The 18,330-nt window shown below is 65.4% G+C and carries 17 protein-coding genes; 6 read left to right on the top strand and 11 right to left on the bottom strand.

The window, feature by feature from the left end; all coding sequences use genetic code 11:
- Window positions 1–95: 95 nt before the first annotated feature.
- Both trhA and ACYCVF_RS07245 read left to right on the top strand, forming a co-directional pair.
- A complete protein-coding gene (gene trhA / locus ACYCVF_RS07240) occupies window positions 96–791 on the top strand; it encodes a PAQR family membrane homeostasis protein TrhA (RefSeq protein WP_459604572.1) in 696 nt (231 codons plus the stop codon).
- Window positions 792–848: 57 nt separating this feature from the next.
- Complete coding sequence (locus tag ACYCVF_RS07245) at window positions 849–1,643, top strand: SDR family oxidoreductase (RefSeq protein WP_459604573.1); 795 nt, start codon at window positions 849–851, stop codon at window positions 1,641–1,643.
- A 91-nt stretch (window positions 1,644–1,734) separates the two neighbouring features.
- On the opposite strand, the gene ACYCVF_RS07250 is transcribed toward ACYCVF_RS07245, so the two are convergent.
- Complete coding sequence (locus tag ACYCVF_RS07250) at window positions 1,735–2,196, bottom strand: MarR family winged helix-turn-helix transcriptional regulator (RefSeq protein ID WP_459604574.1); 462 nt, start codon at window positions 2,194–2,196, stop codon at window positions 1,735–1,737.
- A 78-nt stretch (window positions 2,197–2,274) separates the two neighbouring features.
- On the opposite strand from ACYCVF_RS07250, the gene ACYCVF_RS07255 reads away from it, so the two are divergent.
- Complete coding sequence (locus ACYCVF_RS07255; protein ID WP_459604575.1) at window positions 2,275–3,051, top strand: SDR family NAD(P)-dependent oxidoreductase; 777 nt, start codon at window positions 2,275–2,277, stop codon at window positions 3,049–3,051.
- A gap of 85 nt (window positions 3,052–3,136) precedes the next feature.
- Here ACYCVF_RS07255 and mdlC read toward each other — a convergent pair whose 3' ends face one another.
- The 4 genes from mdlC to ACYCVF_RS07275 all read right to left on the bottom strand — a co-directional run bounded on the left by mdlC (window position 3,137) and on the right by ACYCVF_RS07275 (window position 8,077).
- A complete protein-coding gene (gene mdlC / locus ACYCVF_RS07260; protein ID WP_459604576.1) occupies window positions 3,137–4,759 on the bottom strand; it encodes a benzoylformate decarboxylase in 1,623 nt (540 codons plus the stop codon).
- A 174-nt stretch (window positions 4,760–4,933) separates the two neighbouring features.
- Window positions 4,934–5,779 carry an HTD2 family dehydratase gene (locus ACYCVF_RS07265; protein ID WP_459604577.1) on the bottom strand — a complete coding sequence of 282 codons (846 nt, stop codon included), beginning with the start codon at window positions 5,777–5,779 and terminating at the stop codon, window positions 4,934–4,936.
- A 14-nt stretch (window positions 5,780–5,793) separates the two neighbouring features.
- Window positions 5,794–6,897: a CaiB/BaiF CoA transferase family protein gene (locus tag ACYCVF_RS07270; protein WP_459604620.1), complete on the bottom strand. Its 1,104-nt coding sequence runs from the start codon at window positions 6,895–6,897 to the stop codon at window positions 5,794–5,796.
- A 10-nt stretch (window positions 6,898–6,907) separates the two neighbouring features.
- Window positions 6,908–8,077, bottom strand: coding sequence for an acyl-CoA dehydrogenase family protein (locus tag ACYCVF_RS07275; protein WP_459604578.1), 1,170 nt, complete (start codon window positions 8,075–8,077; stop codon window positions 6,908–6,910).
- Window positions 8,078–8,202: 125 nt separating this feature from the next.
- Here ACYCVF_RS07275 and ACYCVF_RS07280 point away from each other — a divergent pair, with 125 nt between their 5' ends.
- Complete coding sequence (locus tag ACYCVF_RS07280; protein ID WP_459604579.1) at window positions 8,203–9,123, top strand: LysR family transcriptional regulator; 921 nt, start codon at window positions 8,203–8,205, stop codon at window positions 9,121–9,123.
- Window positions 9,124–9,358: 235 nt separating this feature from the next.
- Here ACYCVF_RS07280 and ACYCVF_RS07285 read toward each other — a convergent pair whose 3' ends face one another.
- Window positions 9,359–10,633, bottom strand: a complete 1,275-nt coding sequence (locus tag ACYCVF_RS07285) for a cytochrome P450 (RefSeq protein ID WP_459604580.1) — start codon at window positions 10,631–10,633, stop codon at window positions 9,359–9,361.
- 84 nt (window positions 10,634–10,717) lie between these two features.
- Window positions 10,718–11,983 (bottom strand): cytochrome P450, encoded by a 1,266-nt coding sequence (locus tag ACYCVF_RS07290; RefSeq protein ID WP_459604581.1) that lies wholly within the window; start codon window positions 11,981–11,983, stop codon window positions 10,718–10,720.
- Window positions 11,984–12,371: 388 nt separating this feature from the next.
- Here ACYCVF_RS07290 and ACYCVF_RS07295 point away from each other — a divergent pair, with 388 nt between their 5' ends.
- Complete coding sequence (locus ACYCVF_RS07295; protein ID WP_459604621.1) at window positions 12,372–13,517, top strand: YjgN family protein; 1,146 nt, start codon at window positions 12,372–12,374, stop codon at window positions 13,515–13,517.
- Between the two features lie 3 nt (window positions 13,518–13,520).
- The gene (locus tag ACYCVF_RS07300; protein WP_459604582.1) at window positions 13,521–14,630 is read left to right on the top strand and encodes a M48 family metallopeptidase; all 1,110 of its coding nucleotides are present in this window, start codon (window positions 13,521–13,523) and stop codon (window positions 14,628–14,630) included.
- A 17-nt stretch (window positions 14,631–14,647) separates the two neighbouring features.
- Here ACYCVF_RS07300 and ACYCVF_RS07305 read toward each other — a convergent pair whose 3' ends face one another.
- The 4 genes from ACYCVF_RS07305 to ACYCVF_RS07320 form a co-directional block, all read right to left on the bottom strand.
- On the bottom strand, window positions 14,648–14,860 hold the full coding sequence (locus ACYCVF_RS07305) for a hypothetical protein (RefSeq protein WP_459604583.1): 213 nt from the start codon (window positions 14,858–14,860) through the stop codon (window positions 14,648–14,650).
- A 99-nt stretch (window positions 14,861–14,959) separates the two neighbouring features.
- Window positions 14,960–15,589 carry a uracil phosphoribosyltransferase gene (upp, locus tag ACYCVF_RS07310; protein WP_028179165.1) on the bottom strand — a complete coding sequence of 210 codons (630 nt, stop codon included), beginning with the start codon at window positions 15,587–15,589 and terminating at the stop codon, window positions 14,960–14,962.
- Between the two features lie 165 nt (window positions 15,590–15,754).
- On the bottom strand, window positions 15,755–16,993 hold the full coding sequence (locus tag ACYCVF_RS07315) for a URC4/urg3 family protein (protein ID WP_459604622.1): 1,239 nt from the start codon (window positions 16,991–16,993) through the stop codon (window positions 15,755–15,757).
- 7 nt (window positions 16,994–17,000) lie between these two features.
- Entirely contained in the window at window positions 17,001–18,257 is a 1,257-nt protein-coding gene (locus ACYCVF_RS07320) for a GTP cyclohydrolase II (protein ID WP_459604584.1), read from the bottom strand.
- Window positions 18,258–18,330 lie beyond the last annotated feature (73 nt).

Below are 18,330 nucleotides of genomic sequence, written 5' to 3' on the forward strand. Positions count from 1 at the left end.
CCACCGCCTTTGTCGGCGAGTCAGCCGTTTGAACGACGCGCCGATCCCGAAACACCCATGCAAGAGGACATTTGCCTCACGTTAACGGATTGCCCATGACCGTCTTCCAGCTGAAAGAGTTCGCATCCACCTCCGTCCACGCCGCAGCCGACATGATCGGCTGGCATTACGACCGCGCCGAGCTGATCGCCGATGGCGTCATCCATGCGATCGGCGTCCTCGCCGGCGTCGTCGCCGCGACCGTGCTGGTGGTGCTGACGGCGGTCTATGCCGATGCGACCGACATCGTCGGTGTCTCGATCTATGTCGCCGGCCTGCTCTCGATGCTGGTGCTGTCGGCGACCTATAACCTCTGGCCAGTGTCGCCGGCCAAATGGCTGCTGCGCCGGTTCGATCATTCCGCGATCTATCTGCTGATCGCCGCGACCTACACGCCGTTCATCCTGGAAGTGAAGGACAGCGCGTTCGCGCTGGTGCTGCTCGCCGGCGTGTGGTGCGTGGCGATCCTCGGCATCGTGTTGAAGCTTCTCTGTCCCGGCCGGTTCGACCGCGTCTCGGTCGGCATTTATCTCGCGATGGGCTGGAGCGGCATGATGCTCTACGACGCCGTGGTCAAGGCGTTGCCCGCGCTGGTGCTGGGCTTCATCGTTGCCGGCGGCCTGCTTTACAGCTTCGGCGTGATCTTCCACGCCTGGCGGCGGCTGCGCTTCCAGAATGCGATCTGGCACGGCTTTGTCTTGGCCGGCGCGGCATGCCATTATACCGCGGTGCTCGACCTCGTGTTGAGCTGAACAAGCGTTCCGCGAAGCGGGATAAGGGACGCGGTCCAAGACAAGAGGAGACGTCGCATGCAGGTGACCGGCAAGGTCGTGGTCGTCACGGGCGGCGCAAACGGGATCGGCAAGGCGCTCTGCGAGGCCTTTCACAACGCGGGCGCAGCCAAGGTCGTCGTCGCGGACATGGATGCCGCGAATGCGCGGGCGGTTGCGGCCATGGTCGATGGTGCCGCCTTCAAATGCGACGTGGCTCAGGAAAAGGACATCGCCCACGTCATCGAGGAGACCGAGCGGCAGTTCGGGCCGATCGCGTTGTTCTGCTCCAATGCCGGCATCGGCGGCGGTTTCGATCCGATGTCGGAAAACGCCGGCGGCGCCTCGGATGAACCCTGGCAGCGCAGCTGGGCGATCCACGTCATGGCCCATGTCTATGCGGCGCGGCATCTCGTCCCGCGCATGAGGGCGCGCGGCGGCGGCTATTTCCTCAACACCATCTCGGCCGCAGGCCTGCTGTCGCAGGTCGGCAGCCCCGCTTATTCGACGACCAAGCACGCTGCGGTCGGCTTTGCCGAGAATCTCGCGATCTCGCACAAGGCCCACAACATCAAGGTCTCGATCCTCTGCCCCCAGGGCGTCGACACCAACATGCTGCGCTCAATTCCCAAGGGTCCGCAATCCGGCGACGGCGACCTGACGCCGGAGCAAGTGGCGAAGGACGTGCTCGCCGGCCTCGAGCAGGAAACGTTCCTGATCCTGCCGCACCCCCAGGTGCTCGGCTACATGCGCAAGAAGACCGAGAACTACGACCGCTGGATCGGCGGCATGGCCAAGATTCAGGCGAAGATGCGCGAGGAGTTTGGGAAGTGAGGTCCCGTAGCCCGGATGAGCGAAGCGGCATCCGGGACCTTCGTTGTTGAGGCACCCCGGATATCGCTGCGCTCATCCGGGCTACATTGCATCACGCCGCCGATTGCGCCTCCTCCTCCACCCGGCTCTGTCGCAGCGCCCGCGCATAGAGCATCATGCCCTCGCGCACGGTGCGCTGTTCGGCCGGCGTCAACGCCGCCAGCGCGCCGCGCACCTGCTGCCGCCCGAACGCATGCAGCGCTTCCAGCGTGCGGCGGCCCTTCGCCGTCAGCGACAGCAGCTTGCTGCGTGCATCAAGCTCGTCCGGAGTCTCCCGCAGTTCGCCGCAGTCGATCAGCTTGCGCACCATGCGGCTGACGCTCGATTTCTCCAGGCGCAGGAAATCACCGAGCTCGCCTGACGTCATGGGACCGCGGATGCCGATCTCCAGGATGGTGTGGACCGCCGAGGGCGGATAGTCCGATGCCGCCACCGTCGCGTCCATGAAGCCGAGCTCGCGCACCATCAGGCGCGACGCGGCGCGGATGTCGTCGATTAGCGAAAGCTCGGCCATGGCTTGACTCTGCCCATATAGTTGTATCATACAACTATATGGGCGCAGCGCCGCGCGCAAGCGTTTCGGAGTTGGACGATGAGCGGAACTTTGCCAGCCGGGATGCGGATGACGGGCAAGATCTGCCTCGTCACGGGCGGCGGCAGCGGCATCGGCCGCGCCACGGCGCTCAGGATGGCGGCCGAGGGAGCCGAAGCGATCTTTGTCGCCGGCCGGCGCGAAGCCGAGATCGACGCCACCGCCTCGGCGTGCCGCGAGCTTGGGGCGGAAGCCGTCCCGGTCAAGACCGATATCACGGAGGAGGGCGACGTCGCACGGCTGGTGCGCGCGGCGGTCGAGCGCTGCGGTAGGCTCGACGTCGCCTTCAACAATGCCGGATTCCAGGAGCGGCGCGCGCCGTTGGAGGAGCAGGGTACCGAGACCTACGACAGCGTGTTCGACACCAATGTCCGCGCGCTGTTTCTCTGCCTGCGCCACCAATTGCCGGCGATGCTGGCGCAAGGCCGCGGCAGTATCGTCGTCAACGCGTCCGTCAGCGGGGTGCGCAATCCCAATCCCGGCTTCTCGCTCTATTCGGCGTCGAAAGCCGCCGCGATCTCGCTGACGCGCTCGGCCGCGATGGAGAACGCGCCGCGCGGCATCCGCATCAACGCGATCGCCCCCGGCCGCGTCGTCACCGACATGATGCTGCGTGCCGGCGTCGGCGATGTCGCAACCGTCAGCGCCGGCCTGCCGCTGCGGCGGATGGGAAGCCCGGAGGAAGTGGCGGAAGCCGTGGTGTGGCTTGCCTCGGATGCATCGTCCTATGTCGTCGGACACGTGCTGGCGGCGGACGGAGGATTCTTGGCGTCGTAGCTTCGTAGCCCGGATGAGCGAAGCGACATCCGGGACCTTTGGTGCAGACCCCGGATATCGCTTCGCTCATCCGGGCTACGGCACCTCAAGGTTTCTGCCCGTACAGCACCGGCACCGCCGAATCCACGACGACTTCGACGAGGCTCGTGCCCTCATGCGCCATGCCGCGCTTCAGCGCTTCGCCAAGCTCCGCCGCCTTGCTTACCCGCACCGCATGGCAGCCCATGCCTTCGGCGAGTTGTACGAAATCGATTCCCGGCAGCTCCAGCCCGGGCACATTGCGCACCTGCATCACCTGGCTGAACGAGCGCATCGCGCCGTAGCCGGAATTGTTGATGACGACGACGGTGAGCGGCAGCTTGCGCTGCGCGGCGGTCCACAGCGCCTGGATCGAATACATCGCCGAGCCGTCCCCGATCAGGCACACGGTGCGTTGCTTCGGCTTGCCGAGCGCCATGCCGACGGCGGCGGGGAGGGAGTAGCCGAGCCCACCGCTCGACATCGTGTAGAAACTGTCCTGTCCGCGCATCGGCATGAACTTCTGCATCGCCGGCCGATGCGAGGGCACTTCCTCGACGAGTGACGCCCCCTCCGGCATCGCTTGCGACAGCGAGTGCAACAGGAATTCGACCGGCAGCGGATCGGCGGCTTGCGGTGCCGGCGGCAGAGTGCGGCCCTTCGGTGCCGCGCGCTTGCTCTCCGGCAGGATGTCGAGCAGCGTCGCGAGTGCCGGCTTCATTGTCGCGATGATGCTGGTGCCGACCGGTGTCACGGCGGCGGCATCCGGATCATCGGTGATCTGGAAGATGGTCGTCCCGCCATCGAAGATCGCGGCATGGCCCTCGACATGAAAGGTGAACACCGGCGCGCCGATCACCACGACGAGGTCGTGCTCGCGTAGCGCGTCGGACAATTGCGCTGGCGAAGCGTGCAGGAATCCCGCGAATTGCGGATGCCGCTCGGGGAACGAGCAGCGTGCGGAGAACGGGCTCACCCAGACGCTGGCCTTGGCCTTCTCGGCGACGCGCACCATCAGGTCCACTGCGCCGGCACGGTCAACGCCGGGGCCGACCACGAGGGCAGGGTGTTTTGCGGAGCCGAGCGCCTTCGCCAGCGCCTGCATCGCGTCAGTCTCCGGAGCGATTTCCCGGCTGACCTTGCGCGCCTCGACGGGCGCGGCCGCATGTGCCCAGTCGTCGATCGGGATCGACACGAAAGTCGGCCCGCATGGCGGCAGCATCGCGGTGTAATAGGCCCGCGCGATCGCGGCCGGCACATCCTCGGGTCGCGCCGGCTCGACGCTGTACTTCACGTAAGGCCGCGGGAATTCCGAGGCGCGCTCGGCATAGAGGAACGCCTGCAGCGGCAGGATCGAGCGCGCCTGCTGGCCCGCGGTGATGACCAGCGGCGTCTGGTTGCGATGCGCGGTGTAGATATTGCCGAGCGCGTTGCCGACGCCGGCTGCCGAATGCAGATTGACGAAGCCGGCATTGCGCGTCGCCTGCGCGTAGCCGTCGGCCATGCCGACCGCAGACGCCTCCTGCAGCGCCAGCACATAGTCGATGTCGTCGGGCCAGTCGCTGAGGAACGGCAGCTCGGTCGAGCCGGGATTGCCGAACACCTTGTCGATGCCGAAGGCACGCAGCAGGTCGAGCGTCGCCTGCTTCACGGTGACGGACTTGCTGCCGGTCTTGCCGTTCTTGGCCATGGTTTCCGTCCCCTTTTTATTCCTCATCCTGAGGAGCGCGTCTTCGCGCGTCTCGAAGGATGAAGGCCCGGCTGGTGGCCTCGCCCTTCGAGACGCGCGCAAAGGGCGCGCTCCTCAGGGTGAGGGTCTACATTCTTACATCGCCGCGGCGCTCGCAATGACGAGGAGAGACCGTCACCACACCGCCGTGCCCTTCATCGTCGGCTGTCCTTCCGCATTCGCGGTCCACAGCTCCATGCCCGTCTCGATCTCGTTGGCGTTGACGGAGAACTCCGTGCCCTCGAACAGCGGCTGCAGGCCGCGATAGGTGAACTTCTTCGGCGCCTTGCCGCCGTGAAGCTTGGCCGCCATCTCGATGATGAGCGCCGCCTGCAGCGGCCCGTGGAAGATCAGCCCCGGATAGCCCTCGACCTTGGTGACGTAGTCGCGGTCGTAATGGATGCGATGGCCGTTGAAAGTCAGCGCGGAGTAGCGGAACAGCAGCACGGGATCCGAGACATGCGCTTCGCGGTGCTGCGCCTTCGGGGGCGGGGCCTTCGCCGTCGCAGTCGCGCTGCTCGTCATCTCGCGATAGACGATGTCCTGGCGCTCGCGGATCGCCGTGCCGCGCGGCGAGGAAATGCTGTGCTCGACCGAGACGAAGCACAGCGTGCCAGTCGAGCCTGATTTGACCTGCACATCGGCGATGCGCGAGGTCCGTGTCGATTCATCGCCCACACAGAGTGGTTGCAGGAACTCGATCTCGCCGCCGGCCCACATCCGGCGCGGCAGCGGCACCGGCGGCAGGAAGCCGCCGCGGGTCGGATGGCCGTCTGGCCCCAACATCGACATCGGAAACACCGGCTGCGCCAGACACCAATGCACCGTGAACGGTGCGGCATCACCTGCCTTGGGCTCGCCGACCTCCTGGAACAGCGTCGCGCGCAAACCCATGACGAGGTGCGCAGTGACGGTGTCGGTGGCTTCCGTGCTTCGGCCGATCCATTGCCGCAAATGGTCGATGTCGAGCTTCTCGGTCATGACGCCTCGCTCTCTTACTTCTTGGACTTTGGGTTTTCGCCGATGGCGGGCACGGCGCCATAGCTGCGCGTCTCGCCGACGATGATCGGCGCCGGCGCGGGATAGCTGACGCGGCCGTTCGGCGTGTCGACCTCGATCCGGCGCAGATGCGGATGGTTGGTGAGGTCGGCCATGGTGTTGACCTCGGCAAACGCGATGTCGGCATCCGACAGCCGCTTCAGCAGCTCGTCGCGCGTCATCTTGCCGAAGATGTCCGCAACCGTCTTGTCGGTGAAGTCGCGGTTGCGCACGCGCTCGACCATGTTGGCGACGCGGGGATCGGCCGGCAAATCGGGTTGGTCCAGCACCTTGGCACACAGCGTCTTCCACTCGCGCTCGCTCTGGATCGAGATCAGGATGTCCTTTCCGTCCTTCGAGGTGAATACGCCATAGGGCGCGATCGAGGGATGGCGCAGGCCCATGCGCTTGGGCGGGTTGCCGGCTTCGGAGTTGAGCAGCGGCACGGTGCACCAGTCCGCCATCACGTCGAACATGGAGATGCGGATGTCGGCGCCCCTGCCGGTGCGCCCGCGCGCAATCAGCGCTTCCAGAATTGCCGCGTGCGCGGTGGCGCCGGTGGCGACGTCGACGATCGACATGCCGACGCGCGAGGCGCCGTCGGGATTACCGGTGATCGAAGCGAGCCCGCTCTCGGCCTGGATCAGCAGGTCATAGGCCTTGCGGTGCGCGTAGGGGCCCTCGTCGCCATAGCCAGTGATGGTGCACGAGATCAGCTTCGGATAGTCCTTCAAGAGGCGCTCGCGCGAGAAGCCGAGCTTGTCCATCGAGCCCGGCTTGAGGTTCTGGATCAGCACGTCCGCGCTGGCGATCAGCCTCTCCAGCTCGGCGCAACCTTCTTTCGTGGCGAGATCGACCACGGCCGACTGCTTGCCGCGGTTGAGCCACACGAAATAGCTGCTCTGGCCCTTGGCCGCAGCGTCATAGCCGCGGGCGAAATCGCCTTCGGGCCGCTCGATCTTGATCACTTCCGCGCCGGCATCCGCCAGGCGCGAGGAGCAGAACGGCGCCGCGACCGCCTGCTCGACAGCAATCACCCTGATCCCGTCAAGTGCTCCCATCATGGCCGCCTCAATACGAGCGGGGCATGCCGAGCACGTGCTCGGCGACGAAGGACAGCACGAGGTTGGTCGAGATCGGCGCCACCTGGTAGAGCCGCGTCTCCCGGAACTTGCGCTCGACGTCGTATTCCTCGGCGAAGCCGAAGCCGCCATGGGTCTGTATGCAGGCGTTCGCCGCCTCCCAGGATGCATCCGCCGCCAGCATCTTGGCCATGTTGGCCTCGGCGCCGCAGTCGAGCCCGGCCTCGTACTTCCGCGTGGCTTCCTTCACCATCAACTCGGCCGCGCGCATCGAGGCGTAGGCCTTGGCGATCGGGAACTGGATGCCCTGATTCTGGCCGATCGGCCGGCCGAAAACGCTGCGCTCCTTGGCGTAGTTCGTAGCCTTGGCGATGAACCACTTTGCATCGCCGACGCATTCGGCCGCGATCAGGATGCGCTCGGCATTCATGCCGGAGAGGATGTAGCGAAAACCCTTGCCTTCCTCGCCGATCAGATTCTCCGCCGGCACCCTCATGTCAGTGAAGAACACTTCGGTGGTGGCGTGGTTCATCATGGTGCGGATCGGGCGGATCTCGAGACCGTTGTTCTTGGCCTCACGCATGTCGACGATGAACACCGAAAGGCCGTCCGTGCGCTTCTTGACCTGATCCTTCGGCGTGGTGCGCGCAAGCAGGATCATCAGATCTGAATGCTCGGCACGGCTGGTCCAGATCTTCTGGCCGTTGACGATGTAGCCGTCGTTGCCGTCCCTGCGCGCAAAGGTCTTGAGCGAGGATGTGTCGGTGCCGCTGGTCGGCTCGGTGACGCCGAAGGCCTGCAGCCGCAATTCGCCGCTCGCGATCTTCGGCAGGTACTTGGCCTTCTGCTCGTCATTGCCGTGCCGCAGCACGGTGCCCATCGTGTACATCTGGGCATGACAGCCGCCGCCATTGCAGCCGGCGCGCTGGATCTCCTCCAGGATCGCGGCAGCGGCAGAGAGCTTCAGCCCCGCGCCGCCATATTCCTCGGGGATCAGCACCGAGAGATAGCCGGCCTCCGTCAGCGCATCGACGAAGGCCTTGGGGTATGCCATCTCGCGATCGAGCTTGCGCCAATATTCGCCGGGAAACTGCGCGCAGAGCTTGGCGACGGCTTCGCGGATGTCGGCGTAGTCTTCGGTGTGGTGGTCTTGGCTCATGGCGTTTCCAATCGATAGCGGCAGTGAAGATAACGCCGGCCGATCCTCTGGCGTTGTGAAAACATCGCCAGCCCCCTATGCTCATTTGCTATAGCGTATGGAGTAGCCTTCCAGGATTGGCAAGCATGGATTTCCGGCAGCTCAGGACCTTCAGTTGCGTGGCGGAGCTCGGCAGCCTCTCCAAGGCCTCCGACACGCTGCGCGTGGCGCAGCCGGCTCTGAGCCGGCAGATCAAGCTCCTGGAACACGAGCTGCGCACCGATCTGTTCACCCGCAACGGCCGCGGCATGGTGCTGACCGAGGCCGGCCGGCTTCTGCTCGCGCGTACCTCCGGCATCGTGCGGCAGATCGACCAGATCCGCGACGACATCCAGTCGGTCAAGGGCCCACCCTCGGGACAGGTCGTGCTTGGCCTCGTTCCAACCGTGAGCTGCGTGCTGTCGGCGCGCTTTGCGCGGCGTTGCGTCGAAAAATTTCCCGGCATCTCGCTGCGCATCGTCGAGAGCTATAGCGGTCATCTCGTCGAATGGCTGCACCGCGGCGAGATGGACCTTGCCATCCTCTATGGCCGCTCCGCCGATCTGCATCTCAACGTCGAGAGCCTCGGCCGCGACAACATCGTCGCAGTCGGCCCGCGCGGCTGCGGCCTGTCGCACAAGAGGAGCGTCGATATCGGCTGGCTGCTGCGCCAGCGGCTGGTGCTGCCCAGTCATTCCCACGGTCTCCGTGCGCTGATCGAGCACGCGGCAGCCCAGCGCAAGATCAAGCTCAACGTCCAGCTCGAGGCGGATTCCTTTCGCGTGCTGACCAGCCTCGTCGAGGAGGGCCTCGGTTTCGCGCTGCTGCCGCCCTCGTCGGTCCACGGCGAGGTCGCGGACGGGCGACTGGAAACCGCGCCCGTATCCAAGCCGATGACGCGCGAGCTCATCTTTGCCTCTCCGATCGACCGCCCGGCCTCGACGGCCTCGCTCGCCATCACCGCCCTCCTGCGCGAGGAGGTCGCCGCCTGCCGCAAGGAAGGCGTGTGGGACATCAGGCTGAGCTAGGTCCGCTGTGTCCTAGAACAGCCGCGCGCCGCCTTGCCTTCGCATCTGGCGCGACCTGTCATGCCGGAATTTTATAGCAGGAAAGTGTTCACGCGATCCGCGCTGCGGGAGAGGCGGGTAGCTGCGTCCAAATAGTCCGTCATTGCGAGCGCAGCGAAGCAATCCAGGCTGTTTCCGCAGTGGCAGTCTGGATTGCTTCGTCGCAAGAGCTCCTCGCAATGACGACGGATAAAGCCTATCCCGGAATCCGCACCGGCAGCGTCTCGTAACCTTTGATGAAGCTGGAATAGATCCGCTTGGGCTCGCCGACCACCTCGATGCGGTCGAACCGCTTCAGCATCTCCTCCCAGACGATCTTGAGCTGGAGCTCGGCGAGCCGCATGCCGACGCAGCGGTGGATGCCGAAGCCGAAGGAGAGGTGGGTGCGCGGGCGCGGACGGTCGATGATGAAGTCGTTCGGCTTCTCGAACATCTCCTCGTCGCGGTTGCCCGAGACGTACCACATCACGACGCGGTCGCCTTTCCTGATGTGCTTGCCGCCGATCTCGGTGTCCTGCAGCGCGGTGCGCCGCATATGCGCCAGCGGCGTCTGCCACCGGATCACCTCCGGCACCATGGAATCGATCAGCTCCGGGTTGGCGCGGAGCTTGTCGTACTGCTCCGGATTCTCGTTCAGCGCCAGCACCGAACCGGTCATGGTGTTGCGCGTGGTGTCGTTGCCGCCGACGATGAGCAGGATGATGTTGCCCATGAGGTTGTCGGGGTCCATGTGGCGCGTGGCCTCGTTATGGGCCATCAGCGACAGCAGATCGTTGCGCGGCGCGGAGTTGACGCGCTCGTTCCATAGCTTGGACATGTAGGCGTAGCACTCGTCCATCTCGCGCCGGCGCTCTTCGGCCGAGGCGACGATGCCGCTCTTGGGCAGCGCGGTCGAGACGTCGGACCAGCGCGTCAGCTTGCGCCGCTCCTCCCAGGGGAAGTCGAACAGGGTCGCCAGCATCTGCGTCGTCAGTTCGATAGAGACGCGCTCGACGAAGTTGAAGGTCTCGTTGCGTGGCAGATTGTCCAGCACGGTCTGCGAGCGCTGGCGGATCAGCTTGGCCAGCTCGTCCAGATGCTGAGGGGTGAACATCGGCGACACCGTCTTGCGCTGCGCCGAATGCCGGGGCTGGTCCATGGCGATGAAGCTCGGATAGTCGTAGCCGGGCGGCACGTCGCGGATCGAGATGCCGCCAAGGGTCGAGTCCGAGGAAAAGATGCCGTGATTGGTGTCGACATGCATGATGTCGTTGTATTTTACCACCGACCAATAGGGCTCGATCGGCGCGTTGGTGCAGTAATGCACCGGTTCTTCCTTGCGCAACCGCTCGAACCACGGCCACAGCGTGTCGTCCTGGAACAGCCTGGGCGCGCCGGGGTGGAATTGCGAAAGCGGCGTCGCATAGGCCTCCTCGCGCGCCCTGCGCATGCGTTCGGCCTTGTCCACTTTAACCGGCGCTTGGATGTTCATGGTCGTGACTCCAGTTGGCCCCGCAAGCGGGGGAGGGGGCGCAGCTTCCGTGTGGGTGTCGTTCAGGTTCGTCTTACCGCGAATCTACACCGCAATCCTCACCGGCAACGTCTCGAGACCCTTCACGAAGCTCGAATAGACCCGCCTGGGCTCGCCAACTACATCAATATGGTCGAAACGCTTGAGAATCTCTTCCCAAATAATCTTGAGCTGGAGTTCGGCGAGCCTGAGGCCCACGCAGCGGTGGATGCCGAAGCCGAAGGAGAGATGCGTGCGTGGGCGGGCGCGGTCGATGATGAAATCATAGGGCTTTTCGATCACTTCCTCGTCACGGTTGCCCGAGACGTACCACATCACGACCTTGTCACCCTTCTTGATCTGCTTGCCGCGGAATTCGAAGTCGGAGAGCGCCGTGCGCCGCATATGCGCGAGCGGCGTCTGCCAGCGGATCACCTCGGGCACGAAGCTATCAAGCAGTTCGGGGTTCTCGCGCAGCTTGCGGTACTGCTCAGGATGCTGGCTCAGCGCGTAGATCGAGCCCGACATGGTGTTGCGGGTGGTGTCGTTGCCGCCGACGATCAAAAGGATGAGATTGCCGAGGAAGTTCTTCGCGTCCATGTCGCGCGTGGCGGCACTATGCGCCATCATCGACAAGAGGTCGCTCTTCGGCGGCTGCTCGCTGCGCTCCTTCCAGAGGCGGGAGAAATAGGCGGCGCATTCCGTCAGCTCGGCCATCCGCTCGTCCTCGGTCGCGACGAGGCCGTCGGGGCCGGGAATGGTGGTGGCGACGTCCGACCAGCGCGTCAGCTTGCGGCGATCCTCCCAGGGAAAGTCGAACAGCACCGCCAGCATCTGCGTGGTGAGCTCGATCGAGACGCGGTCGACCCAGTCGAACACCTCGCCGCGGGGCAGGTTGTCCAGGCACTCGGCCGAACGCTCGCGGATGTTGATCGCGAGATTGTCCAGATGCGTCGGCGTGAACATCGGTGCAACGGTCTTGCGCTGGGCCGCGTGCCGCGGCGGGTCCATCGAGATGAAGCTCTCGCGCCGCAAGTCCGGGTCGATGTCGCGGATGGTGATGCCGCCGAGCGCGGAGGCGGAGGAGAACACCGCATGGTTGGTCTCGATCTCCATGATGTCGTTGTAGCGCGTCACCGACCAATACGGCCCGAACATCGAGTCCTTGCAATAATGCACGGGATCTTCCCGGCGCAGGCGATCGAAGTACGGCCAGAACGTATCGGTCCTGAACAGTTCAGGATCGCCCGGGTCGAATTGCTCCAGCGGCAAAGACGTGGCGCGCGCGCGAAGTGCGTCGAGCTTGGCCGCGCTCTCGATGGTCCCATGCATGACCGCTCTCCCTGTATGAACCGCGCGTCGTTCAATTCTGCGCTGCGGTATTTGACCTGCAATTACATCCGGTTGTCTGCGTCGGGGCAAGGGAGAGTTTTGCCACAACCAAGCTTTGCGAGAGGGTGGACGCGTAGCCCGGATGAGCGAAGCGACATCCGGGACTTTGCTCGCGGCGTTCCCGGGTATCGCTCCGCTCACCCGGGCTACAGGACTGGGCTACGAACCTCATCAACGTGACCCTCCGCACACCGTTTGTCGCGAAATCGTGCCAGAAACCGATTGGAATCGAGGTAAATCGAACCCGGCCATGTTGGGGATCGACTAACTCGTGATCTATAGTTTGGCCGTAGCAGATCCGCATCCAAAGGTTGCCGCCGTGAACGACATGCAATGGACCCCCATTGGCTCCGAACCCTTACCGCCGCCGTTGCCGCCGACGCGGGTCGATTTCTCGGGCGACCGCTCCGGTTTCCGGAGAATGGTGACCAAGGGTGCCATGCTGGAGCTCGTGACCTTCGGTTTCTACCGGTTCTGGCTGGTCACCGACATTCGCCGCCATCTGTGGGCCAACACTGCGATCGACGGCGATGCCGCCGAATACACCGGGCGGGCCAAGGAGCTTTTGATCGGCTTCCTGGTCGCACTCGCAATCCTGGTGCCGATCTATCTCGCCTATTTCCTCGTCGGCATCGAGTTCGAGCGATGGCAGGGCTTCGCCTCGCTGCCGCTGTTCATCGGCTTCTACGCCTTCGGCCAGTTCGCGATTTTTCGCGCGCGGCGCTATCGCCTGACGCGCACGGTCTGGCGCGGCGTGCGCTTCTGGATGGACGGCTCGGGCTGGGCCTATGCGGGGCGCGCCATGCTGTGGGGCCTGCTCGTTTTCCTGACGCTCGGCCTGGCGCTGCCCTGGCGGGAGGCCGCGCTCGAGCGCTACAAGATGCAGCACACCCATTACGGCGACCTCTCCGGCGATTTCGAGGCCGACGGCTGGACGTTCTTCAAGCGCGGCTGGTGGCTGTGGCTGCTCAGCCCGGTCGCGCTCGTCGTCTTCCCGCTCGCGCCGTTCTTCTATGCCGAGTTCAAGGCCCGCGAGTGGCGCTGGTGGCTCGACGGCATTCGCATCGGCGGCGTCAGCCTGTCCTCGAACCTGCCTCATGACGCCTTCTACGGCCTGTACTGGAAGGTGGTCGGCTGGTGGACGCTGCTCTCGGCTGCGTTCGGTGCTTACATGGTCGTCGGCACCTTGCTCGTCGTCCAGCTCACCGGCGTGTCGGTCGATCAGGTATTCGAACCTGGGGACGGCGCGAAGAGCATCCCCGTGGTGGCAATGATGGTCATCGGCTATTTCGCCGTAGCGCTTGCCATCAACATCGTCATGCGCGTCTATCTCCAGCGCGATCTCTGGGCCAAGGTGCTGGAGACCGTCGAGGTGCACGACATCGCGGCCGCGGCGGATGTGCGTGGCCGCGGGCAGCTTGCCAGCGCGCTTGGCGAAGGATTTGCCGATGGACTGGATGTTGCAGGATTTTGAGCCGTGAGTGACGTGGCCACCGGGGTCCCGGCAGGGTCGTCAAAGCCGACCATCTTCTTCGACGGCGTCTCGAACCGCAGGCGTCAGGTGGCGCTGACGCTCGGTGATGCGCTCGAAATCGCCGAGAACGGCGAAGCACCCGTTCGCTGGGCCTATGCCGATATCCGCCGCGCCGACAGCCCTGCCGGCGTTCTGCGTCTGGCCTGCACGTCGGCCTCGTCCCTGGCGCGGCTCGAAATCCGCGACGCGGCACTGGCAGCAGATGTGACCGCGCGCTGCCTGCACCTCGACGAGCAGCAGACCTCGCGCCGCGGCACAGCCAAGATCGTGGGCTGGTCGGTGGCTGCCGCTGTCTCCATCGTCTGCGTCGTCTTGTTCGGCGTGCCGCTCGCCGCCGATCGTCTTGCACCGATGGTGCCGAAGCCGGTCGAACGGCGCATCGGCGATGCCGCCGAAGTCCAGATGAAGACCATCTTCGGCCGCAGCGTGTGCGAAGACCCCGCGGGCAAGGCTGCCTTCACCAAGCTCGTGAACCGCCTGCGCGATGCGGCCGGCCTCGACGACGCCATGACGGCGGGCGTGCTGCCGACCTCGGTGCCGAACGCCTTCGCGCTGCCGGGCGGCAAGGTGTTCGTGCTGAAGGGCCTGCTCGACAAGGCCGAGAGTCCCGACGAGCTCGCGGGGATCCTCGCCCACGAGCTCGGCCATCTCAAGCATTACGACAACATGCGCGGCCTGATCTACAACGGCGGCACTTCGTTCCTGATCGGCCTCTTGTTCGGCGACGTCACCGGCTCGTCGGCCGTGATCTTCGCTTCGCGCAGCCTGGTCGAGGCTTCCTATTCACGCGAGGCCGAGACCGGCGCCGACACCTTCGCGATCGAGATCATGCACAAGCTCGGCCGCTCGCCCAAGCCCGCGGCCGAATTGATGTTCCGGATCACCGGCAAGGAGGGCGGCTCCGGCCTCACCACGATCCTTGCCAGCCACCCGCTGACCGAGGACCGCCTCGCCCGCATGACGAAAGAGGATCGTCCCGCCAGCGGCCCGCCGTTGCTGACGGACAAGGAATGGCAGGCGCTGAAGGGAATCTGCGGCAGCGGGAAGGTGTGACGGCCGCTCTCAGCCCATCACTTTGCCGGCGCAGCCGGCGGATTCGATCCAGTGGTGACGTTCGGCGCCGTATTCGGATTCGAGGTCGTGGTCTGCGGACCGAGCTCACGTCCATTGTAGAAGAAAATGGTCGCGACCACGGCCATCACGAAGATGGCGCCGACCGCCCAGCCCACCGGGCTGTTGCGGCGCGCACGGTCGGTCCTGCGGTCGTCATTCTGGCTGGTCATGGTTGCTCTCCATTGCTAAGCAGGAGAACCTCGCGCGATGCAAGCTGTTCCACGAGCTGCCACACCCGAGCGGATTAGCCGCGGCTGTGCCGCGAAATGTTAACGCGTCCCGTAGGCCCGGTCGCCGGCATCGCCGAGGCCCGGCAGGATGAACCCGTTCTCATCGAGACCTTCGTCCACCGCTGCGGTCCAGATCGGCACGTCCGGATGCAATCCGCGCAGCCGTTCGAGGCCTTCCGGGGCGGCGATCAGGCAGGCGAGGCGGATGTCCCTGGCGCCGCGCTCCTTCAGCCGGTCGATGGCGGCGACGGCGGTGTTGGCGGTGGCGACCACCGGCGTCACCACGATCGCCAGGCGCTCGCTGAGATCGGACGGCGATTTGAAGAAATACTCCACCGCGGCAAAGCTGTGCGGCTCGCGATAAAGCCCGATATGCGCGACCCGCGCAGTCGGCACCAGGTCCATCATGCCGTCGACGAAGGTGGTGCCGGCGCGCAGCATCGGCACGAACACCAGCTTCTTGCCGGCAATCTTGGCCGAATGCATCGTCGCCAGCGGCGTCTCGATCACGGTGTCGGCGAGCGGCAGATCGCGCGTCACCTCGTAGCACAGGAGCATGCCGATCTCCTTGATCAGCTCTCGAAACGATTTGGTCGAGATGGATTTGTCCCGCACCAGCGTCAGCTTGTGCTGCACCAAGGGATGATCGACGATCGTGACGCCTTCCATGACGGGATGCTCTCTTCTGCCCTTCTCCCCTTGTGGGAGAAGGTGGCGCGAAGCGCCGGATGAGGGGTCTGCTTTCACGAACTCAAGCGAGAGATATGCCGCGGAGACAATCCCTCACCCGGCTTCGCGTTCGCGAAAACCACCCTCTCCCACAAGGGAAGAGGGTTAAAATACCGTCCCGTCGCTGATCACCTTCAGCGGCGGTGCACCGTCGGATCGGCGCGAAAACGCAATGGCGCGGCCTGCGGCCCAGGTGCCGCCTTCCAGGATGCTGGCGAGCGGCAAGGTTTCAGGCGTGCGACCGAGCTTGGCGCGAATGAGTTCGGCCAGACGATCCAGCAGCGCAACCGTCAGCGCGCGCCACTCCACGACGAGCAGCGAATCCACCGCATGCGCGCGCTCGGAGTCGGCGGCGTCGCGCAGACGCAGCACCTCGTGATCCACGAACAGCCCGCCATTGCGGTATTCGGCAAGCCCGGTCAGGCCGTCGATGTCGGTGACGTCAAAGCCCGCGCGCTGGAGCGGCTCGATCAGCGAATAGCTCAGCCACTGCGACAGCTTGTGCAGCGGCACGAGGCCTGCCGTTCCATCATCGGTCCTGATCGCCGGATGGCGCCAGCAATCGCCGAGCGGGACGCCGGCGAGTTCGAGCCGTGACGGCCAGATCGGTCCGAGCTGGTTCAGCACCGCCGACAGGATTGCAGGCGCGGCAATGGCGCCGCCATCCGCCTGCGCCGCAATGTGATCGAACAATCCGCCCGGCCGCGGCGTATCATTCAGGCCGAAGATTTCCGGACGCGCAGCGACCAGCCGGCCCAGACGGTGCAGCAGATCGGTGCGTCCTTCGAGGCCGAGCAGCGGATTGGCATCGCTCGCCTGAAATGCGGAGGTGAGCGCGGCGAGCGGCAGTCCTGCGAGCACTTCCGCATCGGCCCTGAACGTCGTCCGCGCGTCGCGAGAAAACAGGCCGCCCGCGAACATGTCGAGGCTTGCGATGGCAAGCCCCTCGGAGCGGCCGATGTCTTGGCCCGTCACGGCGTCGCGATAGCGCCACGCGGCACCCGCGCCTGCATCGAGCAGCACGCTGACGATGGCGAGGTCGAACTCCGCGCGCGCCCGCGCCGCGCGGTCCGGCCAGGACACAGCGTCGGCAAGCCCGGCCCAGCGGTCGATGCCGCCGAGCACAAAGTGCCGCCAGCGCGCATGGAAAGGGATGTCCAGTGTCGGGTAGGCCTTGCGCGTGACCGCAAGCACCGCCTCCGCAACGCCATCCATGCGGTCGAGATCAATCGTGAAATGTGAGAGCTTGCCGGCAAGGCCGAGATCTAGCATCTGCCCCGCCCGCGCGCGCACCGCCATTGCGGTGAGCAGCGAGCGTGCTTGCAGTTCCAATGCGTCCGCCATCACGCGATCAGTATTTTTCCAGCGAACGCCCGACCACGCCGTCGACGTCCTTCTCGGGCGCGATGTCGGTCGAGTAGTAGCCGGCCGCCTTCTTCGCAGCGATTTCGACATAGGCGTCGGCCGGAATCAGTTCCGGCGGGATCGGCACGCGCTCGACGATGTCGATGCCCTGCGAGGTCAGCGCGTCGTATTTCATGTCGCTCATCGACAGGAAGCGGTCGATGCGCTTGAGGCCCAGCCAGTGGATCGTATCAGGCATCAATTGCTGGAAGCGTGCATCCTGGACGCCGGCGACGCATTCGGTGCGTTCGAAATAGGCGGCGGCCGCGTCGCCATCCTCCTGGCGCTTGCGGGCATTGTAGACCAGGAATTTCGTGACTTCGCCGAGGGCGCGGCCCTCCTTGCGGTTGTAGACGACGAGCCCGAGCCCACCGTCCTGCGCGCCGCGCGCGGATTCCTCGATGCCGTGGATCAGGTAGGGACGGCAGGTGCAGATGTCGGAGCCGAACACGTCGGAGCCGTTGCACTCGTCATGCACGCGGCAGGTGATCTTCGTGCGGTGGTCCGGCAGTTTCGTCACGTCGCCGAACAGATAGACGGTGGTGCCGCCGATCGGCGGCAGAAACACCTTCATGTCCGGCCGGGTCACGAGCTCGGGGAACATGCCGGCGGTCTGCTCGAACAGCGTCCGCCGCAGCTCGGTCTCGCCCGTGCCGAAGCGCGCGGCAAGGCCCGGCAGGTACCATACCGGATCGATCGCGATCTTCACCACGGACACGCTGCCATTGGCGTGCACGACCTCGCCATCGGCGCGCAGACGTTTCGCCGCAAGCGCCTCGCGGATCTCCGGCAGGTCCAGCCGCGCCCGCGTCACCGCGATGCTCGGACGGATGTCGGCTCCCTCGGCGATCTCCTGGCGGAAGTTTTCGGCGACCAGATGCCCCCAGGGATCGAGCGCGACGATTTTTGCGGGATCGCTCCATTGCGGGAACGGCCCGATGGTCGCCGCCGGAAACGTGTTGGTGAGGTCAGGGCGCCGGATGGGATCGAGCGCGCCGGCCGAGACGGCGAGCGCGCGGTACATCGCGTAGGACCCGCCATGGCTGCCGATCACGTTGCGATCCCCGGCGCGCGACACCGTGCCGATGATCGGCCCACGGGCGCGTGCATCGGCGGCGCCCCAATGGATCGGAAAGGCGGCCTTCCGCCCCGGCTCCGGATGGGAGGTGAGGCGGATGTGGTCGGTGCGGTTCGCGCGGCTCATGTCCAGGCTCCCAAAAAGCCAACGGCCCGCCGCTCGGACGGGCCTTGGCTCGCTTGCGTTGCCTGCCAGGGAA

This window comes from Bradyrhizobium cedriense (assembly GCF_054602315.1).